18 protein-coding genes and 1 tRNA gene are annotated in these 25,432 nt (G+C 69.7%); 15 read left to right on the top strand and 4 right to left on the bottom strand.

Going from position 1 to position 25,432, the window contains the following annotated elements; genetic code table 11:
- Positions 1 to 167 precede the first annotated feature (167 nt).
- On the bottom strand, positions 168 to 710 hold the full coding sequence (locus ABZ192_RS00855; protein ID WP_356922612.1) for a TetR/AcrR family transcriptional regulator: 543 nt from the start codon (positions 708 to 710) through the stop codon (positions 168 to 170).
- 247 nt (positions 711 to 957) lie between these two features.
- Between ABZ192_RS00855 and ABZ192_RS00860 the strand changes: the two genes are divergently transcribed.
- The 5 genes from ABZ192_RS00860 (at position 958) to ABZ192_RS00880 (ending at position 9,119) form a co-directional block, all read left to right on the top strand.
- Positions 958 to 3,492 (top strand): glycoside hydrolase family 3 C-terminal domain-containing protein, encoded by a 2,535-nt coding sequence (locus ABZ192_RS00860; RefSeq protein WP_356922387.1) that lies wholly within the window; start codon positions 958 to 960, stop codon positions 3,490 to 3,492.
- A gap of 70 nt (positions 3,493 to 3,562) precedes the next feature.
- Positions 3,563 to 4,861: an extracellular solute-binding protein gene (locus tag ABZ192_RS00865; RefSeq protein ID WP_356922388.1), complete on the top strand. Its 1,299-nt coding sequence runs from the start codon at positions 3,563 to 3,565 to the stop codon at positions 4,859 to 4,861.
- 41 nt (positions 4,862 to 4,902) lie between these two features.
- Positions 4,903 to 5,880, top strand: coding sequence for a sugar ABC transporter permease (locus ABZ192_RS00870; RefSeq protein ID WP_356922389.1), 978 nt, complete (start codon positions 4,903 to 4,905; stop codon positions 5,878 to 5,880).
- Positions 5,881 to 5,886: 6 nt separating this feature from the next.
- Complete coding sequence (locus ABZ192_RS00875; RefSeq protein ID WP_356922390.1) at positions 5,887 to 6,762, top strand: carbohydrate ABC transporter permease; 876 nt, start codon at positions 5,887 to 5,889, stop codon at positions 6,760 to 6,762.
- Positions 6,763 to 6,869: 107 nt separating this feature from the next.
- Positions 6,870 to 9,119 (top strand): discoidin domain-containing protein, encoded by a 2,250-nt coding sequence (locus tag ABZ192_RS00880; protein ID WP_356922391.1) that lies wholly within the window; start codon positions 6,870 to 6,872, stop codon positions 9,117 to 9,119.
- Positions 9,120 to 9,413: 294 nt separating this feature from the next.
- Here ABZ192_RS00880 and ABZ192_RS00885 read toward each other — a convergent pair whose 3' ends face one another.
- Complete coding sequence (locus tag ABZ192_RS00885) at positions 9,414 to 10,403, bottom strand: carbohydrate kinase (RefSeq protein ID WP_356922392.1); 990 nt, start codon at positions 10,401 to 10,403, stop codon at positions 9,414 to 9,416.
- A 237-nt stretch (positions 10,404 to 10,640) separates the two neighbouring features.
- Between ABZ192_RS00885 and ABZ192_RS00890 the strand changes: the two genes are divergently transcribed.
- The 8 genes from ABZ192_RS00890 to ABZ192_RS00925 all read left to right on the top strand — a co-directional run bounded on the left by ABZ192_RS00890 (position 10,641) and on the right by ABZ192_RS00925 (position 22,561).
- The gene (locus tag ABZ192_RS00890; RefSeq protein WP_356922393.1) at positions 10,641 to 11,633 is read left to right on the top strand and encodes a LacI family DNA-binding transcriptional regulator; all 993 of its coding nucleotides are present in this window, start codon (positions 10,641 to 10,643) and stop codon (positions 11,631 to 11,633) included.
- Between the two features lie 74 nt (positions 11,634 to 11,707).
- Positions 11,708 to 13,393 (top strand): ABC transporter substrate-binding protein, encoded by a 1,686-nt coding sequence (locus ABZ192_RS00895; RefSeq protein WP_356922394.1) that lies wholly within the window; start codon positions 11,708 to 11,710, stop codon positions 13,391 to 13,393.
- Positions 13,394 to 13,474: 81 nt separating this feature from the next.
- Positions 13,475 to 14,452, top strand: a complete 978-nt coding sequence (locus ABZ192_RS00900) for an ABC transporter permease (RefSeq protein ID WP_356922395.1) — start codon at positions 13,475 to 13,477, stop codon at positions 14,450 to 14,452.
- 13 nt (positions 14,453 to 14,465) lie between these two features.
- The gene (locus ABZ192_RS00905) at positions 14,466 to 15,386 is read left to right on the top strand and encodes an ABC transporter permease (protein ID WP_356922396.1); all 921 of its coding nucleotides are present in this window, start codon (positions 14,466 to 14,468) and stop codon (positions 15,384 to 15,386) included.
- Positions 15,387 to 15,388: 2 nt separating this feature from the next.
- The gene (locus ABZ192_RS00910; RefSeq protein WP_356922397.1) at positions 15,389 to 16,342 is read left to right on the top strand and encodes an ABC transporter ATP-binding protein; all 954 of its coding nucleotides are present in this window, start codon (positions 15,389 to 15,391) and stop codon (positions 16,340 to 16,342) included.
- A complete protein-coding gene (locus tag ABZ192_RS00915) occupies positions 16,339 to 17,382 on the top strand; it encodes an ATP-binding cassette domain-containing protein (protein WP_356922398.1) in 1,044 nt (347 codons plus the stop codon). The genes ABZ192_RS00910 and ABZ192_RS00915 overlap by 4 nt, the downstream gene beginning before the upstream one ends.
- Positions 17,379 to 18,902, top strand: coding sequence for a glycoside hydrolase family 32 protein (locus ABZ192_RS00920; protein ID WP_356922399.1), 1,524 nt, complete (start codon positions 17,379 to 17,381; stop codon positions 18,900 to 18,902). Before ABZ192_RS00915 ends, ABZ192_RS00920 begins: the two co-directional genes overlap by 4 nt.
- An 86-nt stretch (positions 18,903 to 18,988) precedes the next feature.
- On the top strand, positions 18,989 to 22,561 hold the full coding sequence (locus ABZ192_RS00925) for a GH32 C-terminal domain-containing protein (protein ID WP_356922400.1): 3,573 nt from the start codon (positions 18,989 to 18,991) through the stop codon (positions 22,559 to 22,561).
- A 147-nt stretch (positions 22,562 to 22,708) separates the two neighbouring features.
- Here the strand turns inward: ABZ192_RS00925 and ABZ192_RS00930 are convergent, their stop codons facing one another.
- Both ABZ192_RS00930 and ABZ192_RS00935 read right to left on the bottom strand, forming a co-directional pair.
- Complete coding sequence (locus tag ABZ192_RS00930) at positions 22,709 to 23,287, bottom strand: DUF4352 domain-containing protein (RefSeq protein WP_356922401.1); 579 nt, start codon at positions 23,285 to 23,287, stop codon at positions 22,709 to 22,711.
- A 378-nt stretch (positions 23,288 to 23,665) separates the two neighbouring features.
- Positions 23,666 to 23,739, bottom strand: a tRNA-Gly gene (locus ABZ192_RS00935).
- A gap of 536 nt (positions 23,740 to 24,275) precedes the next feature.
- Here ABZ192_RS00935 and dcd point away from each other — a divergent pair.
- Both dcd and ABZ192_RS00945 read left to right on the top strand, forming a co-directional pair.
- Positions 24,276 to 24,851, top strand: coding sequence for a dCTP deaminase (gene dcd / locus ABZ192_RS00940; protein ID WP_356922402.1), 576 nt, complete (start codon positions 24,276 to 24,278; stop codon positions 24,849 to 24,851).
- 26 nt (positions 24,852 to 24,877) lie between these two features.
- Positions 24,878 to 25,375, top strand: coding sequence for a phosphoribosyltransferase (locus ABZ192_RS00945; RefSeq protein WP_356922613.1), 498 nt, complete (start codon positions 24,878 to 24,880; stop codon positions 25,373 to 25,375).
- Positions 25,376 to 25,432 lie beyond the last annotated feature (57 nt).

The following is a 25,432-nucleotide window of genomic DNA, read 5'->3' on the forward strand; positions in this document are numbered from 1 at the left end:
TCGGAGCGGGCGAGCCCCCGCGCTACCTCCGGCAGACGGACGCAGGTGACAAGCCCGCCAAGCTGTAGCAGCTCCACCCTGCCTCCTTGACCCAGTGCAGGACTTGAGCTGCACCGCTCCGGCCAGCCGTCGGACGGGCCTGCGACCGTCCGACGGGCCACTGCTGGTCAGGCGCGCTCACCTGACAAGTCGGCCAGGAGCGCGTTGATGACCCGGTCCGTGGCGGCGGCCATGTCGATGGTTTCGGGAGCGAGCAGCCACTGGATCTGGAGGCCGTCCATGACGGCAATGATCGCCGTGGCTGCCTCTTCGAGGTTGAGGTCGGGCCGCGTCTCACCGAGTTCGGAGGCTTCGGCGAGGGCCTCGGTGACGAACGCGCGCAGACCCGCGTAACGCTCGCGGAAGTAGTCCTGGGCAGGGTGGCCTTCCGTGACGCTCTCCGCGGAGAGGACCGCGTAGAGCCGGACGATGCCTTCGCGTTCGGTGTTGCGGCGGACGGTGTCGACGAGGTGGCGCAGGAAGGCGAGACCGCGGGGGCGCTCGGGGCCGAGCTGCTCGATGTCCGTTTCGTCCCGCAGGGCGAGGACGCTGGTGAGCAATTGGGGCTTGGAACGGAAGTAGTGCAGGACGCCGGCCTGGGTGACGCCGGCGCGGTCGGCGATCTCCTGAAGGGAGGCGTTGTTGTAGCCGCGGGCGGCGAAGGTGTCCATGGCGATCCGCAGGATTTCCTGTCGTCGCTGCTGGGCTTTGAGGCTCTTCCCTGTGCGGGGCTGCCGCTCCCCGTTCGGCGTGCTCTCGCTCATCGTGCGGAGTCTACGGGGGTGTCGATCAGTGGTCACCCTCCGATCAAACCTGAGAAAGAACTTACGCACAAGGACTTACTAAGTACTTAGTAAGTGTGCTTTCCTGCTCCCGTTCCGCCCGCTTCGTGCCGCGCTGCGGCCTGGAAGGACGAGCATGAGCCGCCCTGCCCTCCCCGATGACAACGAGCTCCGTGACCGCATCCGCCGCCTGGACCTGCACTCCAAGATCCGGCTGCTGACCGGCGCGGACCTGTGGAGGCTCCCGGCCGAGCCCCGGGTGGGGCTGTCCGCGGTGACGATGTCCGACGGCCCGCAGGGCGTGCGGGGGACCGGTGACGACCCTGACGAGACCGGGCTGCTGGCCCCCGCGCCGAGCGCGCTGGCGGCGACCTGGGACACCGAGCTCGCCGAGCGGCTGGGGGAGCTGTTCGCCGGCGAGGCCCGCCGCAAGGGCGTCGACGTGGTGCTGGCGCCGGTCGTGAACCTGCAGCGCACGCCGGTCGCCGGGCGGCACTTCGAGTACTTCTCCGAGGACCCACTGCTCACCGGCACCCTGGCCGCCGCCGTCGTGCGCGGCCTGCAGAGCCGGGGCGTGGGCGCGTGTCTGAAGCACTTCGTGGCCAACGACTCCGAGACCGACCGCACCGAGTACCGCGCCCGGCTGGACGAGCGGACACTGCGGGAGGTCTACCTGACCCCCTTCGAGCAGGTCCTCGCCGAGGCCGAGCCGTGGAGCGTGATGGCCGCCTACTCGGGCCTGGACGACGACACCGAGTCGGCGCCGATGACCGAGAACGCGCGGCTGCTGCGCGAGCTGCTGAAGGGCGAGTGGGGTTTTTCCGGGCCCGTGGTCAGCGACTGGGCCGCGACCCGGTCCACCGTGGCCTCGGCGGTGGGCGGTCTGGATCTGGTGATGCCCGGTCCCGACGGCCCGTGGGGTGACGCGCTCGCGGCGGCCGTGCGCGTCGGCGAGGTGGATGAACAGGTCATTGACGACAAGGTGCTGCGGCTGCTGCGCCTGGCTCGCCACGTCGGGGCGCTCGACGAGCCGGTGCCGGCCCCCGTACCGTCCGGGCCCGCTCCGGAGGAGTACCGGTTGCTGCGCGAGGTCGCAGCCCGCGGCACGGTCCTGCTCCGCAACGAGGCCGACCTGCTGCCGCTGGCGGCGACCGGCATCCGCAGCGTCGCCCTGATCGGCCCCAACGCAGTGGCGCCGTACCTCCAGGGCGGCGGCAGCGCCTTCGTCCCGGCGGTACGCACCGTCTCGTACGAGGACGGGCTGCGGGCCGCGCTCCCCGAGGACGTCCGGCTGACCGTGCACCGGGGCGGTGACGCCCGCCTGCGCCTGCCGTATGCCTCCGCCGACTTGCTCACCGATCCCGACACCGGCGCGGCGGGCATCCGCGCCGACCACCTGGACGCCGACGGCAACCGCATCGGCGGCGAGGCCCGCGCCACCGGCGACTGGACCATGTACGACGATTTCGCCCCGGAGACCCACCGGGTGCTGCTGCGCACGGAGCTGACCCTCGCCGAACCGGGGACGCACCGCCTGGAGTTCGGCTGCGCGGGGCGCTTCAGCGTCAGCGCGGACGGAGCGGAGGTCCTGGCCGGGGACGACGATCGGGGCGTGGAGCTGGTGCTGGAATCCAGCCACAACCACCCGCCACAGCGGGGGGTCGACATCGAGGTGGGGCCGGAAGGCCGCAGGCTTGCGCTCGCCCTGGACCTCACCGTCGTCGACGCCGGTGGTTACGGCCGCTTCGTCACCGCCCAGCTGCGGCACACGCCGCCGGGGACCACCCCGTACGAGGAGATCGCCGAAGCCGCCGCCGCGGCCCAGGCCGCCGATCTGGCCGTCGTCGTGGTGGGCACCAACGAAGAGGTCGAGTCCGAGGGCTGGGACCGCACCGGCCTCGACCTGCCCGGCCACCAGAACGACCTGGTCCGCAAGGTGATCGCCGCCAACCCGCGCACCATCGTGGTCGTCAACGCCGGCGCCCCGGTGCTGCTGCCCTGGGCCGACGAAGCCCCCGCTCTGCTGTGGGCCTGGCTGCCGGGCCAGGAAGCCGGCCACGCGCTCGCCGACGTCCTGTTCGGCCGCACCGAGCCGTCGGGCCGCCTGCCGTGGACGCTGCCCGCCCGCGCCGAGGACGTTCCCGTCCCCGACGCCCGCCCCCGCGACGGCATCGTGGACTACACCGAGGGTGTCCACGTCGGTCACCGGGCCTGGGACCGGGCCGGGCTCGTCCCGGCCTTCCCGTTCGGCCACGGTCTGGGCTGGACCCGGTGGACGTACGAGTCCGTGACCCTCTCCCCGACTCCCGTCTCCGCCGATCTGCCCAGCCCCGCGGGCGGAGACGGGCTCAGCCTGACCGTGGAACTGACCAACACCGGCCCCCGGGCCGGCCGTGAGGTCGTCCAGGTCTACCTGGAGCCGCCGCGGGACGGCACCGACCGGCCGGTGCGCCTGCTCGCCGGATTCGCCACGGTCGAGGCAGCGCCCGGTGCCCGCGTCACCGCCGAGGTGTGCGTGCCCGCCCGCGTCTTTCGGATCTGGGACAGCGAGGCGAGCGCGTGGCGTACGCCGTCCGGCCGCTACCGACTCCACGTCGGACGCTCCAGCCGTGATCCGCATCTCACCGCAGAGGTGACCGTCGACGACGGCCGCCTGCACCCCGCAGTCTGAGCCGTCCCGCCCCTGCCCGTCCCTTTTGCCCCCCGCGCCCAGTTCAGCACGACCGCAAGGAGCCGCAACCATGAGCACCCTCCGTCCCGCCACCAGAACCCTCCAGATAGCCTGCGCCACCGTCGCGGCGGCCCTGCTGGCCACCGGCTGCGGCCGCAGCGACGACTCCTCGGCCGCCGACAACGCCCCTACGAAGATCAGCAGTGGCAAGGCCAAGGGCAAGCTGGTCATGTGGTCCATGGGCGACAAGGCCGACAAGGACCTGGAGAGCCTGGCGAAGAAGTTCGAGCAGGAGAACCCGGATGTGCAGGTCCAGATCACCGCGGTGCCGTGGGACGCGGCGCACGAGAAGCTGACCACCGCGATCGCGGGCGGCAACACCCCGGACATGTCCCTGATCGGCTCCACCTGGATGGCCGAGATGGCCGCCATGAACGGCTTCCAGGCCACCCCGGCCTCGTTCAAGGAGTCCGCGTTCTTCCCCGGCCAGTGGGACACCACGAAGTACAAGGACACCTCCTACGGCGTCCCGTTCATCGCGGACACGTCGGTGATCTACTACCGGACCGACATCACCACCAAGGCCGGCATCAAGGGCGCTCCCGCCAGTGACTGGGACGGGTACCTGAAGGACCTCAAGACCATCCAGGCCACCGCGGGCAAGCAGAACCCCAAGGTGCGCAACGCCACTCAGCTGCAGGTCGGCTTCAACTCCTGGCTGTTCTGGCTGCCGATGGTGTGGCAGCAGGGCGGTGACATCTACGACGCCGACGCGAAGAAGTTCACGTTCGACTCGCCCGAGGTCACCAAGGCCCTGGAGTACTACGGCGGCTTCTTCAAGGACAAGCTGTCGCCGAACGACAAGACCGACGCCCGTCAGAACCTCCAGAACGGGCTGATCGGCACCGTGCAGCAGGGCCCCAGCACTGGCGGCGACCTCCACAAGAACGCTCCCGAGCTGGACAGCAAGTGGCAGACCATGCCACTGCCCAAGGGCACGCAGGCGGCCGGCCTGGCCGGTGGCAGTGACCTGGCGGTCTTCAAGGAAGCCGACAACGCCGACGCGGCCTGGAAGTTCGTCCGGTTCCTCACCGAGCCGAAGAACCTGGCCGAGTACGCGGACGCCTCCGGCAACCTGCCCGCCGCCGTGCAGTCCTGGTCGGAGGGCGACCTCGCCGGGAATCCGAAGATGGCTGCCTTCGAGACCCAGCTGAAGGTCACCAAGGCGCCCCCGGCGATCACCACCTGGCAGCAGATCGCCGACGCCATCGACTCCGAGCTGGAGAAGCTCGCTTACGGCAAGGCCACCGTCGCCGACGTGCAGAAGGCCCTGCAGTCCAAGGCCACCAGCATCGGCACCGGCCGCTGAAGCGCCGCCGCACGCATCCCTCGTACGGACGGATGACCACCATGTCCACGAACACCATCGCCGGGCAGGGCACCGAGGGGCACGACACCGCCGGCAAGCAGCCGACGGTGCTCCGCCGTACCTCCTCGCCGCGGCGGAGCACCGCACGGGGTCGCCAGGCCCGCGCCGCGTGGATCCTCGCCGCCCCGTTCCTCGCCCTGTTCCTCGCCTTCATGCTGCTGCCGGTCGTCTGGTCGACGCTGATGAGCCTGACCGACACCAAGAGCGCCGACCTGCGCACCCCGCTGAACGTGTCGTTCGTCGGCCTCGACAACTACGTACGGCTCTTCCAGGACCCGCAGTTCTTCACCGCCCTGCGCAACACGGCCGTGTTCGTCCTGGCGGCCCTGCCCCTGACCCTGGCCGCCGGGCTCGCTGCGGCGATCGCCCTCGACAGTGGCATCCGCCGATTCCGAGCCGCCTTCCGGGTCGGCTTCTACCTGCCGGTGATCACCAGCATCGTCGCCGTCGCCGTGGTGTGGAAAACCCTCCTCGAACCCCACACGGGCCTGGTGAACACCGTCCTCGCCTGGTTCGGCATCGACGGCCCGGCCTGGCTGGCCGACACCCGCTTCGCCCTGCCCGTCATGATCCTCATGGCCGTGTGGCGCAACCTCGGCACCGTCATGATCATCATGCTGGCCGGTCTGCAGTCCGTGCCCCACTCCCTGATGGAGGCCGCCGAACTCGACGGCGCCGGCCCCTGGCAGCGCTTCTGGCGGGTCACCTTCCCGCTCCTGCGCCCGGCCCTGCTCCTCACCGCCGTCACCACCGGCATCGGCTACCTGCAGTTCTTCGACGAGCCGTTCGTCATGACCGACGGCGGACCGCTGGACTCCACCCTGTCGGCCACGCTGTACGCCTACAAGCAGTTCGGCAACGGCAACTACGACATCGCATCGGCCGCCGGCTACGTCGTCTTCGTTCTCATCATCGCGCTGACCGTGCTGCAGTTCCGCGTGCTGCGCGACAAGGACTGATGCCCCATGACCACGACCACGATCGATCCCGCTGTACAGAAGTCCGTTCGACGCCGCCGCATCCGCCAGGAGTGGGGCCGCCCCTGGCTGTACCTGCCGCTCACCGGCCTCCTGCTGCTGATGGTCACGCCGTTCCTGTGGATGCTGTCCGGGGCGTTCAAGCCCGAGGCGGACATCCGCAAGATCCCGCCCGACCTGATCCCCACCCGGCCCACGCTCACGAACTTCCAGGAGCTGTTCGGCAGCCTGGACTTCACGACGATGTTCGCCAACTCGGTGATCGTGGCCCTGGCCGTCACCGCCGGGAACCTGATCTTCTGCTCGATGCTCGGCTACGCCCTCGCCAAGCTCGAGTTCCGCGGACAGCGGGCCGTGTTCACCGTCGTCATCGCGACCCTCATGGTCCCGGGCCTGGTCACCTTCGTACCGCTGTACGTGCTGGTGGCCAACATGCAGTTGACCGGCTCCCTGCTCGGGCTGATCCTGCCGTTCCTCGCCACCCCGTTCGGGGTGTTCCTGATGCGGCAGTTCATCTCCACCCTGCCCGACGAACTCATCGACGCCGCCCGCGTCGACGGCTGCCGCGAGCTCGCCATCTTCTGGAAGATCATCCTGCCGCTGACCAAGCCGGCCCTCGCCACCCTGGGGATCATCACCTTCCTCGGCTCGTGGAACAACTTCTTGTGGCCGCTGGTCGTGGCCCAGAACGAGAGCCAGTACACCCTCCCCGTCGGCCTCGCCCTGGCCAGCAGCGGACAGGACTTCACCCGCTTCGGCATCCTGCTCGCCGGCGCCGTCGTCGTCCTGCTCCCGGTGACCATCGTCTTCCTCCTCTTCCAGCGCCACTTCGTCGCCGGCATCGCCACCACCGGCCTGAAGTGACCCCGGCTCCGGCGCCCTTATCCGGCCCCCACGCGCCGGTCCCGCCCCACCCACGTCCTGCACGCGCGCCGCCGTGCCAGGCCGTCATGCCCGCAAGGAGCCGCACCATGAGAACCACCACCCGGCAACGGCGCCGGACATCCCTGGCAGCCGCCGCGACCCTGCTCGCCACGCTCCCCGTCCTGCCGTCGGCCACACCGGCTTCCGCCGGCACCGCCGGCAAGGCGTCGGTCTGGGTCACCAACCCGTCCACAAAGACGTACCTGTCCCAGCAGTCGCCGGTGACCTGGAAGGCCGGACGGGCACCGTCCGGCTCGACCATCACGGTCGACACCACCCGCAAGTATCAGCCGATGACGGGCTTCGGGGCCTCGTTCACCGACTCCTCTGCCTGGCTGGTCGGCACCAAGCTCAGCGCCGCAAAGCGGAACGCGCTGATGCGTGACCTGTTCAGCCGCCGCGACGGCATCGGCCTGAGCTTCCTGCGCCAGCCGATGGGCGCCAGCGACTTCACCGTGAACGGCAACTACTCCTACGACGACATGCCCGCCGGCGAGTCGGACCCCACGCTGGCCGACTTCACGATCGACCACGACCGGTCGTACACCATCCCCCTGCTGAAGCAGGCCCGGCAGATCAACCCGCGGCTGACCCTCATGGCCACCCCGTGGAGCCCGCCGGGCTGGATGAAGACCAGCGACTCGATGAACGGCGGCCGGCTCAAGCCGGACGCCTACCAGCCGTACGCCGACTACTTCGCCAAGTTCCTCAAGGCGTACGCGGCGGCCGGCGTCCCCGTCCGCTACGTCACCCCGCAGAACGAGCCGCTGCACAACACGTCCAGCTACCCGAGCATGAGCCTGACGGCGGACGAGGCCAAGACCTTCATCAACGACAACCTCGCCCCGACACTGCGGAAGCATGGCCTGTCCACCGGCATCCTGGGCTACGACCACAACTGGGACGTCACCAGCTATCCCGAGTCCCTGTACACCGACGCGGCGAGCGCCAAGAACGTCACCGGCACGGCCTGGCACTGCTACGCCGGCGACGTTTCGGCACAGACAGTCGTCCACAACGACTACCCGGGCAAGCCCGCCTTCCAGAGCGAGTGCTCCGGCGGCAGCTGGGAGGGCAACGGGCAGGGCGCCTTCGCCGGCGTCATGGACAACGTCATCAACGGCCCGCGCAACTGGGCCCAGAGCATCATCCGCTGGAACCTCGCCCTGGACGCCGGCGGCGGCCCCACCAACAACGGATGCCAGGGCTGCCGCCCCGTCGTGACCGTCTCCCCGAACACCGACGGCAAGTGGACCTACACGCCGACGGCCGACTACTGGGGCCTCGCACACGCCAGCAAGTTCGTCCAGCCCGGCGCCCGGCGCGTCGCCTCCAACACCCTGGGCAAGGGCAGTGTCGAGGACGTCGCCTTCACCAACCCCGACGGCTCCACCGCGCTGGTCACCTATAACTCCGGCAGCACGGCGCGCACCTTCAACGTGGGCTGGGGCGACCGCCACTTCACCTACACCCTGGCCGCCGGAGCAGCCGCGACCTTCACCTGGGCCGGAAACCAGCAGGGCAGCACCGATCCGGCCGCCATCGGCTCGGTCGACATCCCCTTCCGCAACCCCGACGGCAGCCAGGCCCTGATCACCTACGACAGCGGCCTTCTCGCCCAGCAGCCCCAGGTACGCGTCGGCGACCAGTGGCTCGGCTACACCCTGCCCACGGGCGCATCGCTCACCCCGCCCACCGGCGAGACGGCCCTGCCCCGCGACAACTGGCAGGCGACGGCCTCCGCGAGCAGCTCGGACGACCCGCCCACCAAGGCGATCGACGGTGACCCGTCCACCCGCTGGAGCCTGGGCCACGGCATGCAACCCGGTGACTGGTTCCAGCTGGACCTCGGCTCCACCCAGACCTTCGATCAGATCGTCCTGGACACCAGCGCCTCGCCCGGCGACTTCGCCCGCCAGTACGAGGTGTACACCTCCGACGACGGCACCAGCTGGGGCGAGCCCATCGCCACCGGCCCCGGCAGCACCGTGACCCGAATCCTGCTGCCCAAGACCACCGCCCGCTACGTCCGAGTGGTCAACAAGTCCGGCTCCGGCAGCTGGTGGTCCCTCCACGACGTCTCCGTCCTCGCCCCGGAGGGCAAGGACACGAAGGCCACGGGCACGAGCACCGGCCTCCAGCGCGAGAACGCGACCCTGCCCGACGGCACCCAGCTGCAGGTGACTTACAACTCCGGTGGCGAAGCAGCCGCATTCGACGTCCCGTGGGGCGGCACGACGTACAGCTACCGGCTGCCCGCCGACGCCGCCGCGATCCTCACCACACGGCCTGCCTGAACGCACGCCTGCGGAAACCGCCTGTATGAAGCCCGGACAGCGAGGGCACGCGCAGAGGGAATCTGCGCGGGCCCTCGCCCTCTTTACGCCCTCAGCCTGACACCCTGGCGCATGCGGCCGGCCGCCCGCCGTCCCGTACGAGGCGCTCGCTGATCTCCTCGCTGCGCTTGACGCCCGTGACGCGCCCGATGTCGGCTGCTGGGCGGCAGCCTGCCAAGGAGGCGTGACAACGCGTCGACTCCCCTCGGCACCCGTTCCCGCAGCCCTGGCTGCGGGAACGGGCGTTCCGTGTGCTCAGGCATGCGGCAGGAGGAGCCTGACGTCGCCCTCCGGAGCCGCCTCGTCCGCCCGGGGCGGGTTCGCACCGGGGACGGAGCAGGTCAGCGCGGACACGCGGGCGGCGAAGGAGCAGGCGTCGGTGATGTCGTCGAGACTCAGCCCGTCGAGTCGGCCCCCGAGGTGGCCGAGGACGGCGAGGCGATGCAGCAGGCCCGCCGTGAAGGAGTCCCCTGCGCCGACGGTGTCGACCACGTCGACGGCCGGGGCCGGGACGGTTACCCGTACTCCGTCGAGGGAAGCGACGGCGCCGCGCCCGCCGAGGGTGATGACGACGAGGCGCACTCCGGCGGCGTGCCAGGTGTCGCACGCCTGCTCGGGGCCGGCACCGGGAAGCAGCAGGGCGAGGTCGTCCTCACTGAGGCGGAGGATGTCGGCGAGGGCGCACCATCGGGGGAGCCGTTCGCGGTAGGTGGCGGGCGGGACGAGCAGCGGCCGGACGTTGGGGTCGATGGACACGGTGGCGTGCTCGCGGGTCTGTGCGAGATGGTCCTCGATGTGCCTGCCGCCGGGTTGGCGTATCAGTGCCAGCGAGCCGGTGTGCAGGCAGACCGCGTCGTGTTGTCGGGTGGCGGCGAGTTCGTCGGCGGTCCACTGCCAGTCGGCGGCGCTGTCGGCATAGAAGGTGTACGTGGCCTGACCGGTCTCGTCCAGATCGGCGACCGCGAGCGTGCTGGCCTCGGAGGCGGCCACGCTGCCGGTCAGGTCGACCCCTGACGCGGCGAGGCGGGCGCGGAAGAGCGTGCCGAAAGCATCGCCGGAGAACCGACCGAGAAACCGGGTGGGGGTGCCGAGCCGGGCGAGGGCGACGGCGGTGTTGGCGGGGCCGCCACCGGGCAGGGCGCGCAGCGCGAGCTCGCCGGGGCGGGATCCGGCGGGGTCGACGAAGGCGTCGGCGACGCACTCCCCAAGGACGGTGACACCGCGGGGGGACTGGGGTCGGGCCATGCGACGGTCTGCCTCTCTCAAGAAAGTGTGGGGCTGCTCTGCCCGCGCGTGGAGCCCGGTCCGGTGGCCGGATGCAGCCCATGCCGTAGGTATTGACATGCCACTCAAGACGGACGTAACTTCCGTGCAACACGGAACTAACGCGCGTTATTAAAGCGCGAAACCGGAGGCGATGTCTCGCCTCCGTCCGGCCGAAAGGGACAGGAAGTGGCCACGAACAAGCCGAGTCGCGTGACCATGAGCGATGTGGCGCGCCACGCGGGTGTCTCGCGGACCACGGTCTCCTTCGTCCTCAACGACCGGCCCGGCGCCGCCATCCCCGACGAGACCCGTCGGCGGATCCTGGAGGCGATCGACGAGCTCGGCTACCGGCCCAACGCCGGGGCGCGGGCGCTGGCCGCGAAGCGCAGCGGTTGGTTCGGGCTGATCACTGAGATCGTGACCGGCCCCTTCGCGGCCGAGGTGATCACGGGCGCGCAGAGCCGCGCCTGGGGGGACCGGCGGTTCCTGCTGATCGCTGCGAGCGAGGGCGACCCCGCGCAGGAGGCCGCCGCGCTCGACCAGATGCTGGAGCACCGTGTGGAGGGGCTGCTGTACGCCACGACCTGGCACCGGGCCGTCACGCTTCCCAAGGCCGTCCGCGAGGTGCCGACGGTGCTCGTGAACTGCTACGACGCGGCAGGGGAGCTGCCGTGCATCCTGCCCGACGAGGAGTCGGGCGGATACCGGGCGACCCGCCGGCTGCTGGACGCCGGGCACACCCGGATCGGGTTCATCAACCTCGACCCGGCGATTCCGGCCGCCGTCGGCCGGCGCGAGGGGTATGAACGTGCCCTGCGCGAGGCCGGGATCACCCCCGACCCCTCCCTCGTCATCCCCGGCTGGGCCACCGCCGACGGCGCCTACGACGCCGCCTGCGAGCTGCTGGACCGCCCTGCCGCCGACCGGCCCACCGCGCTGTTCTGCGGCAACGACCGGATGGCGATGGGCGCGTACGACGCGATCAAGGAACGTGGGCTGCGCATCCCGCACGACGTGGCCGTGGTGGGGTTCGACAACCAGGAACTCATCGCCGCCTATCTGCGGCCGAAGCTGACGACGCTCGCCCTGCCCTTCGAGGCCATGGGCACCAAGGGCATCGACATGCTCGCCGCTCTCGCAGCGGGGCAGCCGCTCGACACCCGCCGGGTGACGGTCGACTGCCCGCTGCTCGAACGCTCGTCGGTCTGACCGCTAATCAGCCCGCCGAGGAATCCCATCCCGTCTTCGCCCTGTGTGTTGAAGAGAGGAAAAGAGTCTCCATTATGGCACCCTCCCGCATACCTTCACGGCGGCCACGGGCCGTCCTGAGAGCGGTCACCGCGACCGCCGCCGCGGCCCTGGTCCTGTCCGCCTGTACGGGTGGCTCGGCCGCCTCCGGCGCCGGTGACACCTCCGGCAACCAGCTGCTGACCATCCCGCGCGAGGACTTCTCGACGTTCACGCGCAACTTCAACCCGTTCCTGAACCAGCAGGCCACCCCCATGACCATTCAGGCGATCTACGAGCCGCTGGTCGTGCACAGCATGTCGGACGCCAAGGACACGCCGTGGCTCGCCACCAAGTGGGTGCAGGCCAAGGACGCCAAGTCCCTCACCTTCACCCTGCGCCAGGGCGTCAAGTGGTCGGACGGCCAGCCGCTCACCGTCGACGATGTCGTCTACACCTTCCAGCTCCAGAAGAAGGTGCTGGGCGGCTTCGACTACCTCGACAAGGTCACCGCGGTCGACGCCCACACGGTGAAGTTCTCCTTCAACAAGCCTTACGCGCCCGCCTTCTTCGAGATCAGCGGCCACTGGATCCTGCCGAAGCACATCTGGTCCAAGGTGAAGGACCCGGCGAAGTTCACCAACTCGAACCCGGTCGGCACCGGTCCCTACACCAAGGTCGAGAAGTTCCAGAGCCAGTCGTTCGAGCTGCGCAAGAACCCCGACTACTGGCAGCCCGCCAAGCAGCAGATCGCCGGCATCCGGATGCTCGCCTTCTCCGGCAACGACAGCGCCAACCTCGCCTTCACCAGTGGCGAGGTCGACTGGACGCAGTCCTTCATCCCGGACATCGAGAAGTCCTTCGTCGCCAAGGACAAGAAGCACAACCACTACTGGTTCCCGGCCACCGGTGCCATGATCAACTGGCAGCTGAACACCACGAAGGCCCCCTTCAACGACGTGGCTGTGCGCAAGGCGCTCAGCATGGCGATCGACCGCGACCAGATCACCAAGGTCGCGATGAACGGCTATGCCGAACCCGCCGACTGCACGGGCCTGGCCCGCACCTACGACAAGTGGCGCGACACGTCCCTGGCCGCCTCCTGTACCTGGACGAAGTACAACACCGACGAGGCGGCGAAGGCCCTGGATGCGGCCGGCTACAAGGAGAGCGGCGGCAAGCGGCTGCTGAAGAACGGCAAGCCCTTCACGCTCGACATCTCCGTCGGCTCCGCCTCCTCCGACTGGATCTCGGTCGCCAACGTCATCAAGCAGGACCTGGCGAAGGTCGGCATCACCGCCACGGTGAAGACGCCCGACTGGTCGGCCGTCCAGTCGTCGTACAACGATGGCACGTTCGACACCGGCATCGTGTGGTCCAACAACGGCGCCACGCCGTACGAGTACTTCCGCGGCGTGATGTCGACGAAGATGCTCGAGCCGGTCGGCAAGCAGGCAGTCGAGAACTACCACCGCTTCGGCGACAAGAAGGCCGACAAGCTCATCGACGCCTTCGCCGCCGCCACGGACGAGAAGACGCAGCGCGAGCAGATGAACGGCCTGCAGGAGCTGTACAACAAGGACGCGCCCGTCGTCCCGCTGTTCACCGGCCCCGAGTGGGGCGCGTACACGGACGCCCGCTTCACCGGCTGGCCCACCGAGAAGGACCCGTACGCGACCCTCGGCAACCGCAACGGCAGCACGATCCTGGTGCTCACCTCGCTCAAGCCCGTCAAGGGCTGACGCACGGACCGGCGGCCGTCCTCCTCCCCGGACGGCCGCCCCCACCGACCCCTCGCACCCCCACCGACAGGAGCACGACCCGTGCGTCTCATCCTGCGCAACCTGGGGTTCTATCTGCTCGCCTTCTGGGCCTCCATCACCCTGAACTTCGTACTGCCGCGCTTCATGCCGGGCGACCCGGTCTCCCGGATGTTCGCGCAGGCCCAGGGCACGATGCAGCCCGACCAGATAGCCCAGCTGCGCAAACTCTTCGGCCTCGACAACCGCCCCCTGTGGGAGCAGTACGTCTCCTACGTCAAGGACGTCTTCACCGGCAACCTCGGCATCTCCATCACCCGCTTCCCGACCCCGGTCTCCGACGTGATCGGCTCGCAGATCGGCTGGACCCTGCTGCTCGGCGGCGTCGCGCTCGTCATCGCGGCCGTCGTCGGCAACCTACTCGGCATCGTCGCCGCCTGGCGGCGCGGCGGCGTTCTCGACTCCGCCTTCCCGCCCCTGCTGATCTTTGTCGGCTCCTTCCCGTACTTCTGGCTGGCGATGGGCGCGCTGTACCTGTTCGGGGTGAGCCTGGGCTGGTTCCCGCTGCGGCACGCCTACGACGTCGGCCTGACCCCCGGCTTCAACGGCGAGTTCATCTCCAACGTCGCCACCCACCTGGTGCTGCCGGCGCTCACCATCGTGGCCGTCACCATCGGCAGCTGGATGCTCGGCATGCGCAACACCATGATCGCCACGGCGGCCGAGGACTACATCACCATGGCCGAGGCGAAGGGGCTGAGCCCTGCGCGGATCATGTTCCGCTACGCCGCCCGCAACGCGATGCTCCCCTCCGTCACCAACTTCGGCATGGGCATCGGCTTCGTCGTCGGCGGCGCGCTGCTCACCGAGGTCGTGTTCGCCTACCCCGGTATCGGCTACCAGCTGCTGATGGCCGTCCAGGGCCTGGACTACCCGCTGATGCAGGGCATCTTCCTGACGATCACGGCGGCGGTGCTGATCGCGAACTTCCTCGTCGACCTCGTCTACGTCCGCCTCGACCCGCGCGTCCGCGTCCGCTGAGGGGGTTGCCGACATGACCACCATCGAGATCGCCACGGCCACCACACCGCAATCCCCGGAGCGCACAGCTCGTCGACGCGGCCTGCTGCGCCAGCTCCTCGGCAGCAAGAAGGCGTTGACCGGGCTGATCCTTCTCGGCCTCTTCGCGCTGCTCGCCCTGCTCGCGCCCGTCCTCGCGCCGGGCGACCCGTCCCTGATCAACGCCACGGGCAGCCAGGCCCCTTCGGCCGCGCATTGGTTCGGCACGACCGCCAAGGGGCAGGACGTGCTCGCTCTCACCCTGTGGGGCGGGCGCAGTTCCCTCCTGGTCGGGTTCACCGTGGGGCTCGTGGCGACCGGGGTAGCCATCGTCGTCGGCGTGGCGTCCGCGTACTTCGGGCGCATCGTGGACGACCTGCTTACGCTGCTGACCAACCTGTTCCTGCTGCTGCCCGGGCTGCCGCTGCTCATCATCCTGGCCGCGTTCCTGCCGCCCGGGACCTCCACCGTGATCCTGGTGCTCGTCGTCACCGGCTGGGCGGGCTCGGCCCGGGTGCTGCGGGCGCAGGCCAAGTCGATCCGGGGCAAGGACTTCGTGGCGGCGGCCGTCGTCACCGGGGAGCGCCCGCTGAGGATCATGTTCCGGGAGATCCTGCCCAACATGGCGTCCGTGGTGATGACCACGCTGCTGGGCTGTGTCGTCTTCGGCATCACGTCCCAGGCGGCGCTGGAGTTCCTCGGCCTCGGAGACACCAGCGTCGTCAGCTGGGGCACCAACCTGTACTGGGCGAGCAACGACGGCGCGCTGATGACCGGGGCGTGGTGGGCCTTCGTCCCCTCCGGCATGTGCATCGCGCTCGTCGCCTTCGCGCTCGCGCTGGTCAACTACGCGGTCGACGAGATCACCAACCCGAGACTGCGCAACCGCCGTTCCCGCCGTGAGAGGAGGGGCTAGCCATGGAACCCGTACTCGAGGTGAGCGGTCTCCGCGTCGAATACCGCGGTGACGGACGCACTGTCGTGGGTGCCGACGACGTCTCCTTCTCCATCGGCGCCGGAGAGGTCTTTGGTCTCGCCGGGGAGTCCGGCTGCGGCAAGTCGACCATCGCCAACGCGGTGATGCGGCTGCTGAAGCCCCCGGCGGAGATCACCGCAGGCAGCATCCGCTTCCAGGGCGGGGACGTCCTCGCCCTGGACGAGCGGGAGCTGCGTGCCTTCCGGTGGCGGCAGATCGCCATGGTCTTCCAGTCGGCGATGAACTCCCTCAACCCCGTCCTCACCATCGGCGAGCAGATCGTCGACATCTTCACCACCCACGAGAAGCTGAAGAAGAGGGCCGCGCGGGAGAGGGCGGGTGAGCTGCTGGAGCTGGTGGGCATCGACCCGGGGCGGCTGAAGGCATACCCGCACCAGCTGTCCGGCGGTATGCGCCAGCGCGTGGTCATCGCCATGGCCGTCGCCCTGAAGCCCCGGCTGCTGATCATGGATGAGCCGACCACCGCACTTGACGTGGTCGTGCAGCAGGAGATCATGGCGCAGATCCGCGACCTCCAGCGGGAGCTGGGCTTCTCCATCCTCTTCATCACCCACGACATGTCCCTGATGGTCGAGCTGTCGGACCGCATGGGCGTGATGTACGGCGGACGGATCGTCGAACTCGCCGACGCCAAGGACCTGTTCGCGAAGCCCCTCCACCCCTACACCGAGGCGCTGATGAACGCCTTCCCGCCGCTGACCGGCCCGCGCCAAGAGCTCACCGGCCTCTTCGACGCCCCGCGCACCGCCGACAGCTGCGGCTTCCACGTCCGCTGCCCCGAGGACCGCTCGGACTGCTCCATGAACATCCCCGACCTGCGAGAGGTCGCACCCGGCCGCTGGGTGGCCCGCAGCCTGGAAGGAGACCCCCGATGACCGAACCCCTGCTGTCCGTACGCGGCCTGACCAAGGACTTCCAGGTCGGCACCGTCTTCTCCCGGCGCCGTGTCCGTGCCGTCAACGACGTCTCCTTCGACCTCCCGGCCGGCCGGATCACCGCCCTGGTCGGCGAGTCCGGCAGCGGCAAGTCCACCATCGCCCGCTGCATCGCCCGCCTCGAACAGCCCACCGCCGGACAGGTGCTGCTCGACGGCGAGGACGTCCTGCGCACCGAGCGGCGCCGGGCGTCACGGGTGTACCGCCGCAAGGTCCAAATGGTGTTTCAGGACCCCTTCGGCTCGCTCAACCCCGTCCACCGCATCGAGCACTTCCTCACCCGGGCCCTCGTCCTGCACGGCCACCCCGCCACACCAGAGGCACTGCGGGAGCTGATGGCGACGGTCGGCCTGACCGAGGACATGCTCCAGTCCTACCCGCACGAACTCTCCGGCGGCCAGCGCCAGCGCGTCGCCATCGCCCGCGCCCTCGCCGTCGAACCCCGGCTGATCCTCGCCGACGAACCGACGTCGATGCTGGACGTCTCCGTGCGCGTCGGCGTGCTCAACCTGATGCGGCGCCTGCGCGACGAGCGCAACATCGCCATGCTCTACATCACGCATGACCTGGGCTCCGCCCGCTACCTCGCGGACACCACGATGGTGATGTTCGCCGGCGAACTCGTCGAGGGCGGCGACGCACTGGCCGTCATGGACGCCCCCGCCCACCCCTACACCCGCCTGCTGCTGTCCGCCGTACCCGACCCCGAACGGGCCGGGAGCTACGACCCCGTAGAGCGCGCCCGCCTGCGCGAGGCGATCCTCAACCCCACGTCCTGCCCCCACGGCGACGACGGCACGTGCAGCCGCACCGAGCCCGTCCGCCACATCGTCGGCGAAGACGACGGACAGCCGCACTGGGTGCGCTGCCATCTGCGCGCACCCGCCTCCGACATCGCCCGCCGCGTCCTCAAGGCCACCGACAGGCCGGACGGCGAGGCCACCGACGACACCGAGAAAGCGGAGATACCCGCCGCATGACCCACGACCTCACCCTCCCCTCCGGCACACCCACCGCCGAGGGGCTGGCCGAGCGCGCCCTGCGCGACCCCCACCGCCCCCGCTTCCACTTCACCTCGCCCGGCGGCTGGCTCAACGACCCCAACGGCCTGACCCACTGGAACGGCGTCTACCACCTCTTCTACCAGTACAACCCGCTCGCCCCCGCCCACGACCGCATCCACTGGGGGCACGCCACCAGCACCGACCTCGTCCACTGGACCGACGAACCGGTCGCCCTCGTCCCCGGCACCGACGGCCCCGACCGCGACGGCTGCTGGTCCGGCGTCCTCGTAGACGACGCGGGAGTACCCACACTCGTCTACTCCGGCCGTCACGGAGACCATGAACTCCCGTGCGTGGCAAAGGGATCAGCGGATCTGCGGTACTGGACCAAGGACCAGGCCAACCCGGTCATCACCGCCCCGCCCGAGGGTGTCGACATCACGGCCTTCCGCGACCACTGCGTGTGGCGGGAGGGCTCCGGTGAGGACGCGGTGTGGCGGCAGCTGATCGGCTCGGGCATTCGGGGTGTCGGCGGTACGGCCTTCCTGTACGAGTCGGACGACCTGCGCAGCTGGCGCTACGTCGGCCCGCTGCTGACCGGCGACGCCTCGCAGAACCGGGGCGAGCTCGACTGGACCGGCACGATGTGGGAGTGCGTCGACCTGTTCGGGCTGGACGGGACGGACGTGCTGGTCTTCTCCGCCTGGGACGAGGGCACCACCCACCACCCCCTGTACTGGACCGGCCACTACCAGGACGACACCTTCACCCCGACCGCCCTGAACCGCCTCGACTACGGCGGACGCTACTTCTACGCCCCCCAGTCCACCCGCGACGAGCACGGCCGCCGCATCATGTTCGGCTGGCTCCAGGAGGGCCGCACGGACGAGGCGAACGCGCAGGCCGGCTGGTGCGGTGTGATGTCCCTGCCGAGGATCGTCACGCTCGGCGCGGACGGCCGACTGAACCAGGCGCCGGTGCCCGAACTGGGGCTGTTGCGGCGGGAGCACCTACGGATCCCCGCCGGCCCGCTGGAGACCGCCTACACCCGGCTGCACACCGTACGCGGAGACCAGCTGGACATCGAGACGACCCTGCGCCTAGCCCCCGGAGCGACCGCCCGGCTCGTGGTCCGCGAGACACCGGACGGCGCGGAGCGCACGGTCGTGGAGGTGAGCCGGGCGCACGACGGGACAGGCACCCTGCATCTGCACCGCGAAACCTGCAGCCTCGATCCGATGGTCGACACCGAACCGCGGTACGGCGAGCTGCCGTTGGAGGCCGACGGCCGGGTCGACCTGCGCATCCTCGTCGACCACTCCGCACTGGAAATCTTCGCCAACGGGCGGCCCCTCACTGCCCGCATCTACCCCACCCGCCCCGACGAGGCCGTCGGCGTCGGCATCGGTGCAGACGGCGACGTGACCCTGGAGCGGTTCGACGCCTGGCAGATGGCGTCGGCCTTCACCGACGGACCCCGCCCGCTGTGGCCGTGACCGTCTTACCCACGACCACGGCCCGCGGGGTGGACGTCCCCCCGGGCCGTGGCCCACCCTTCCCTGCCTTTTCCCCAGGAGCCGCCATGAGCGTGTCCCGCCGTACCCTCCTGCTCGCAACAGGCACCACCGCCGCCCTCCTGCCCCTCGCAGGCGGCCTCCCCACAGCGCAGGCCGCCACCCCGAGCGCCGCCGGAGACACCCCCGCCCCCACCCCGATCCCCGACCCCCTTCCCGTCACGGGGGCCTGGACCCGCACCTTGGACGGCGGCCAGAAGGCGACTGCCGGCCGTCGCGGTACCGCCCTCGCCCTGTCCGAGCAGCAGCTCACGACCAAGGGCACGTACACAGCCCGTGTGACGCGCGAATCCACGTCCGCTGTGGGCGGTCTGGTGTTCCGGGCCGCCCTGGACGGCTCGGCCGGATATGTGGCCGCCCTAGACGCGGGCCGTGCCCGCGTACGGCTCTACGACCTGGCGAGCGGCAACACCCTCGCCACCGCTCCCCTGCCCGGTGGACGGACCGGGAGACCCCACGACCTCGCGGTGGCGGTGGACGGACCAGAGCTGACGGTGTCCGTCGACGGCAAGCGGCTCCTGCGCGTCGAGGACCACCGCCACGACACTGGCTCCGTGGGCCTGCTCGCCCAGGGCGGCACCATCACCTTCGGCCCACCCTCCCTCGCCGCTGTCACCACCAACCTCACCGGCTGGACCACGAGCGGCGGCACCTGGACAGCGACCTCGCTCGGCTGGCGCGCGGACCCACCCCAGGGCGCCACCGCCCGCGCCGTCACCACGACCCGGGCATACGACACCGCGTTCCAGGCCGACCTGCTCCTGCACGACGCCTCCGCGGTGGCCTCGTTGCTGGTGCGTACGGACGCGACGGCCACACGCGGCTACGGTGTCGAAGCCGACCCGGGCCAGGGCAGGCTGAGGCTCTACCGCATCGACGGGAACGTCACCCTCGGCACGTACCCGACCACCATCAAGGCCGACACGGTCTACCGCCTGCGCCTGGAAGCCGAGGGCGCAGAACTGCGCGTGCACTGGCAGACGAACTTCCTCTCACCCGACGGCTACAGCCCCGCCATCACCGCCCACGACTCCACCCACACCACGGGCCGGCTCGCCGTCACGGCATCGGCCGGCACGGTGTCCTTCGAGAACCTCGCCGCCACCGACCTGCTCACCGGCCTTCAGGGCTGGACGGACCGCTCCGGCACCTGGACCCCCGACCTGCGCGGCATCCGCGGCGAGAACGGCCTGCGCACAGCTCCCTTCACCGACGGCGACCTGGTGGCCCGGGCCGACATCACCCCCGCCGGCACCTCGTCCACGGCCGGTCTCGTGCTGCGCGCTTCCGCGAACGGCTCCGGCGGCTACGAAGTACGCCTGGAAGCCGGCCGCAACACCGTCGTGCTCCTGGACCGCTCCTCCGGCGCCCGCCTCGCCTCCACCTCCGGCCCGGTCCGGCCCATCGCGTCCGGCGGCACCTACCGCGTCGAGGCCCGCGCGACCGGCAGGACGATCGAGGTGTACGTGGACGGCGTACGGGCCCTGAGGACCCGTGTGTCCCGCACCACGGGCGCCGCCGTCGGCACCACGGCCGCGCACGGCACGTCGTACTTCCAGAACGTCGAGTTCACCAGCACCGCCGACTACTTCACCGAGCCGTACCGCCCCGCGTACCACTACTCCCAGCTCCGCGGCTCCACCAGCGACCCCAACGGCCTGGTGTACTACGACGGCGAATACCACCTCTTCCACCAGGACGAAGGCCGCTGGGCGCACGCGGTCAGCACCGACCTCGTCCACTGGCAGGCCCTGCCGATCGCCCTGCCCTGGAACGAGTACGGCAACTGCTGGTCGGGCTCGGCGATCATCGACGAGGACGACACCTCCGGCCTCTTCGACGGCGGATCGGGCCTGATCGCGTACTACACCAGCTACCACCCGGACAAGCCGGGCGGGAACGCCAGCGTCCGCATCGCGTACAGCAAGGACAAGGGCCGGTCCTGGCAGTGGCACGGCGGTTCGACCCCGGCCGTGGAGAACCCCGGCGGCCCCGACGCCGGCTGGACCTTCCGCGACCCGAAGGTGATCCGCGACGAGAAGCACGACCAGTGGCTGATGGTGGTCTCCGGCGGCGACCACATCCGCTTCTACACCTCCACCGACCTCCTCACCTGGACCCAGGTCAGCTCCTTCGGCTACGGCGACTGGGTCACCCCGGGCGTCTGGGAGTGCCCCGACTTCTTCCCCCTCCCGGTCGACGGCGACCAGAACAAGGTGAAGTGGGTCCTCACCCTGAGCACGGGCGCCGTACGCGCCACGAACGGCTCGGCCGCCCAGTACTTCACCGGCGACTGGAACGGCACGTCCTTCACCCCCGACCAGACCGCCGGGACGACCCTGCGCGCCGACTCCGGCCGCGACTACTACGCCGCCATGTCCTTCTACGGCTTGCCCGACGGCCGCCGCGTCTGGCTCGGCTGGATGAGCAACTGGGACTACCCCTTCAGCGCCCCGACCGGCGCTTGGAACGGCCAGCTGAGCACCCCCCGCGAACTGACCCTCACATCCACGGCCGACGGCGTACGCCTCGCCCAGCGCCCGGTCTCGGAGCTGACCGCTCTGCGCACCTCGACAAAGACGCTCAAGGGCGTCTCGGTCGGACCGGACTCCGCGAACCCGCTCGCGGGCACCACAGGCATCGCCTACGAGATCGAGGCGGAGATCAACCTCGGCACCGCCACGGAGATCGGCTTCCGCGTCCGCACCACCAACGACCAGCACACGACGGTCGGCTACGACGCCGAGGCGAACGCACTGTTCGTGGACCGGTCGGCGGCGGGCCTGAGCGACTTCACCCAGTACTTCGCGGGCCGCACGACAGCGCCGATGCAGCCGACGGACGGCCGGGTAACCCTGCGCGTGTACGTCGACTCGTCGTCGGTCGAGGCATTCGGTGCGGACGGCCGGGCGGCAGTGACCAGCCTGATCTTCCCGACCCCGGACGCGGACGGTATGTCCTTCTACGCCAAGGGCGGCACCGCACACATACAGTCGCTCAAGGTGCACCGCCTGAAGGGCGCCTACCGCCTGGTCGACCGCGTGAAGCCGCTGCCGACCGCCCCCACCGGCGGTGAGTTCCGCTCGGATCTGGGCAAGCTGACGATCACCCCCGCCGGTCACTGGTCCACGGACAGCGTCGGCCGCGCCGGAACCTTCGACAAGGACTCCAACGCCATGTCGGCACGCACGGCGACAGACCTGGACTTCACCACCCGTGTCCGGCTCGGAGGCCCCGACCCGGACACGGGCGGCGCCCTCTCCGTCCTCTGGCGCGCCTCCGCCGACGGCACCGACGCCTATTGCCTCAACATCGACCCCGACCTGCGCGTGATCCGCCTGGTCGCCAAGGCCAACGGCTTCTTCGACGACGGCGCCGCCCTCGCCCGCGTCCCGGCCCTGGTCCGCCGCGGCACGACGTACCCGCTCCGCGTCCTCACTGAAGGCGATCGCATCCAGGTCTTCCTCGACGGCAAGCGGATCATCGACGTGAAGGACACGACGTACGCCAACGGACACGTCGGCCTCAACGTGTTCGGAGGGAGGGCGGCGTACCAGGACACCTACGCGAAGGAGCTGTGACCGCCGACCAAGCGGACGTGCCACGGTGACGGGAGAGGCTTCGCCCTGCGGACCGGGGCGGAGCCTCTACACGGTCGAAGGGCAGTCTGCTGCGGGTTGGTCGGGGGGCGAGCCCCATCTCTGCACTGCGGGGGAACCGCTTCGGGACTACGCCTTCGGGATGGCCCACTCCAGCACCTCGCCGCTCTCCGGCTCGTACACGAGGCGCTCGGGCCGCTTGTCGCCGGATACGGGGAAGGCGATGAGGCCGGCGGCACAGCGTCCGGGCTTCACGGTCTTGTCCATCGGGTACTCGGGTTTGGGCATGTCCCCGCCCGACGAGCCGGTCACCTCGATGCTGGTGCCGTCGGCGTAGGCGAGGGACCAGGGGAATTGGCTGACTGAAATGTCGGCGCCTTTGACGTTGCAGACCTTGATCTCCGCGGTGGCCCAGGTGTCGCCGCCCTGGAAGTCTGCGGGGGCCTGCGGCTGGGGTCCCTTGTAGGGCTGCTGGTACTCGATGGCCTGCACAGTGGTGTGGATGTTGTTCTCGTCGTCATCGATGGCCTGCTTGGCGCCCATCTTCAGGACGCCATCGGCGGCGTTCGCTGCGGCCTTTGTGCTCGGCGAGGCAGTGACGGTCTGAGTGACGGTGACCAGAATGGTCTCGGGTTCTCCGCTGCTGCTGCAAGCGGTAGCAGCGGCGCCGAGCAGCAAGACGGCGGCGATGGTGGTACGGGTGCGCATGGTCCCCCCTGGACGTGCGTGCTGGAGAGGCATCATGCGCCGCGCAATGGGCCCATGCGAGGCATGTGTCCGTGTTGTGATGTCGATGGCGAATCGGCGCATGCGGCGACGGCAGCGCGGAGTGACGCTGGGCCTGGGGAGGCGTCAGCAAGTCGCCCTTTGCGTACGTGACTTGCTCACCCTTTGCTGGACGCGTGACCCAGGTCACCGAAAATGCGTCTCATGATTCGAGACGGCCTGGCGTCGTGGCGCCGAAGTCAGTGCTCGAAGGATCTCGCCGGAGGTGTTGACCTCGACTTAGGGCACGCGGAGGGCACGAAACCCTCAAATTGGACTAGACAACAAACAAACCCCAGGCCACTGACCTGGGGCTTCACATGGAGCGGGTGACGAGAATCGAACTCGCGCTCTCAGCTTGGGAAGCTGATGTTCTACCATTAAACTACACCCGCGTAAGACGCCGACCGGAGTCGGTGTCCGAACGGTCGCCACTTTACCTCATGTCAGGCTCCCGGTGTTCATGCCGCGGAGCCTGAGGGCGTTTCAGGGGCGGGATGCGGCTGCGGGTGGCCGGAGTTGGGGCGTACGGTGGGGGCCCTGGCGATGGTCCGGGCGGGACCGGAGTGCCGCCTCGAGGGCCGTCCCTTTGATCCCGTACTGTGGCTTTTGTCGTCAGGCAAGCAGCAGCCCGACGCGGCTCTTGGGGAAGGGACTCTTGGACTTGATGGAGCGCACCGTCGTCCGTTGTGCGGATGGGCACGTGTTCACCACCGCTTCGTTCCCGATGCAGCAGGCCGACCGGCTCGGCCCCGGCCGGCTGCTTCGCTGTCCGCGATGTGCGCGGCTGCGGAGCGTGGTGCCCGTGAGCTACGAGAAGCGGTAGAAGCGGCTCGGAAGCGGTAGCGGCACGGCCCGCCGGAAGTATGCAGGCAGGCGCGCGGAGACGTCCGGTTGTGGTCGCTCCGCGCGCCTTGCGTATCCTCGGGGCGTGCTTCTCTCAGACAAGGACATCCGGGCCGAGATCGATGCCGGGCGGGTACGCATCGATCCCTATGACGAGTCGATGGTGCAGCCGTCGAGCATCGACGTGCGGCTCGACCGCTATTTCCGGGTGTTCGAGAATCACCGGTACCCGCACATCGACCCCTCGATCGAGCAGGCCGATCTGACCCGGCTCGTCGAGCCGGAGGGGGACGAGCCGTTCATCCTGCACCCCGGGGAGTTCGTGCTCGCCAGTACCTACGAGGTCATCTCCCTGCCCGACGATCTCGCCTCCCGGCTGGAGGGGAAGAGCTCGCTGGGGCGGCTGGGGCTGGTCACCCACTCGACGGCCGGGTTCATCGATCCCGGGTTCAGTGGGCACGTCACCCTTGAGCTGTCCAACCTCGCCACCCTGCCCATCAAGCTGTGGCCGGGGATGAAGATCGGGCAGCTGTGCATGTTCAAGCTGAGCTCGCCCGCCGACTTCCCGTACGGCAGCGAGCGGTACGGGTCGCGGTACCAGGGGCAGCGGGGGCCGACCGCCTCCCGGTCCTTCCTCAACTTCCATCGGACCCAGGTGTGAGTGACCCGAGCATGAGCGAGACGAGCGTGAGTGACGTCCGCGAGAACCTGACCTACGAGCAGTTCGGCGTCGCCGTGCGCGAGCTCGCGCAGACCATCGCCGACGACGGGTACGAGCCCGACATAGTGCTCAGCATCGCCCGCGGCGGTGTCTTCGTGGCCGGCGGGCTCGCCTACGCCCTCGACTGCAAGAACATCCATCTCGTGAATGTCGAGTTCTACACGGGCGTGGGCACGACCCTCGAGATGCCCGTCATGCTCGCTCCCGTCCCCAACGTGATCGACTTCTCCGAGAAGAAGGTGCTGATCACCGACGACGTCGCCGACACCGGCAAGACGCTCAAGCTGGTCCGTGACTTCTGCCTCGACACCGTCGCCGAGGTGCGCAGCGCCGTCGTCTACGAGAAGTCGAAGTCGCTCGTGAAGTGCGAGTACGTGTGGAAGCGGACCGATGACTGGATCAACTTCCCGTGGTCCGTGGAGCCGCCCGTGGTGCGGCGGGCCGACCAGGTGCTCGATGCCTGAGACCAGAGGCCGCAAGAGCCGTCAAGAAAAGGGGCTCACCTTCCGGGGAGCCCCTTT

Origin of the sequence: Streptomyces sp. NPDC006235 (assembly GCF_040613735.1) — a bacterium.
Classification (GTDB): Bacteria; Actinomycetota; Actinomycetes; order Streptomycetales; family Streptomycetaceae; genus Streptomyces.

Coding starts and splice junctions, on each gene's coding strand:
- ABZ192_RS00855 (WP_356922612.1), bottom strand. CDS start 710: ATGGACACCTTCGCCGCCCGCGGCTACAACAACGCCTCCCTTCAGGAG.
- ABZ192_RS00860 (WP_356922387.1), top strand. CDS start 958: ATGAGCCGCCCTGCCCTCCCCGATGACAACGAGCTCCGTGACCGCATC.
- ABZ192_RS00865 (WP_356922388.1), top strand. CDS start 3,563: ATGAGCACCCTCCGTCCCGCCACCAGAACCCTCCAGATAGCCTGCGCC.
- ABZ192_RS00870 (WP_356922389.1), top strand. CDS start 4,903: ATGTCCACGAACACCATCGCCGGGCAGGGCACCGAGGGGCACGACACC.
- ABZ192_RS00875 (WP_356922390.1), top strand. CDS start 5,887: ATGACCACGACCACGATCGATCCCGCTGTACAGAAGTCCGTTCGACGC.
- ABZ192_RS00880 (WP_356922391.1), top strand. CDS start 6,870: ATGAGAACCACCACCCGGCAACGGCGCCGGACATCCCTGGCAGCCGCC.
- ABZ192_RS00885 (WP_356922392.1), bottom strand. CDS start 10,403: ATGGCCCGACCCCAGTCCCCCCGCGGTGTCACCGTCCTTGGGGAGTGC.
- ABZ192_RS00890 (WP_356922393.1), top strand. CDS start 10,641: ATGAGCGATGTGGCGCGCCACGCGGGTGTCTCGCGGACCACGGTCTCC.
- ABZ192_RS00895 (WP_356922394.1), top strand. CDS start 11,708: ATGGCACCCTCCCGCATACCTTCACGGCGGCCACGGGCCGTCCTGAGA.
- ABZ192_RS00905 (WP_356922396.1), top strand. CDS start 14,466: ATGACCACCATCGAGATCGCCACGGCCACCACACCGCAATCCCCGGAG.
- ABZ192_RS00910 (WP_356922397.1), top strand. CDS start 15,389: ATGGAACCCGTACTCGAGGTGAGCGGTCTCCGCGTCGAATACCGCGGT.
- ABZ192_RS00915 (WP_356922398.1), top strand. CDS start 16,339: ATGACCGAACCCCTGCTGTCCGTACGCGGCCTGACCAAGGACTTCCAG.
- ABZ192_RS00920 (WP_356922399.1), top strand. CDS start 17,379: ATGACCCACGACCTCACCCTCCCCTCCGGCACACCCACCGCCGAGGGG.
- ABZ192_RS00925 (WP_356922400.1), top strand. CDS start 18,989: ATGAGCGTGTCCCGCCGTACCCTCCTGCTCGCAACAGGCACCACCGCC.
- ABZ192_RS00930 (WP_356922401.1), bottom strand. CDS start 23,287: ATGCGCACCCGTACCACCATCGCCGCCGTCTTGCTGCTCGGCGCCGCT.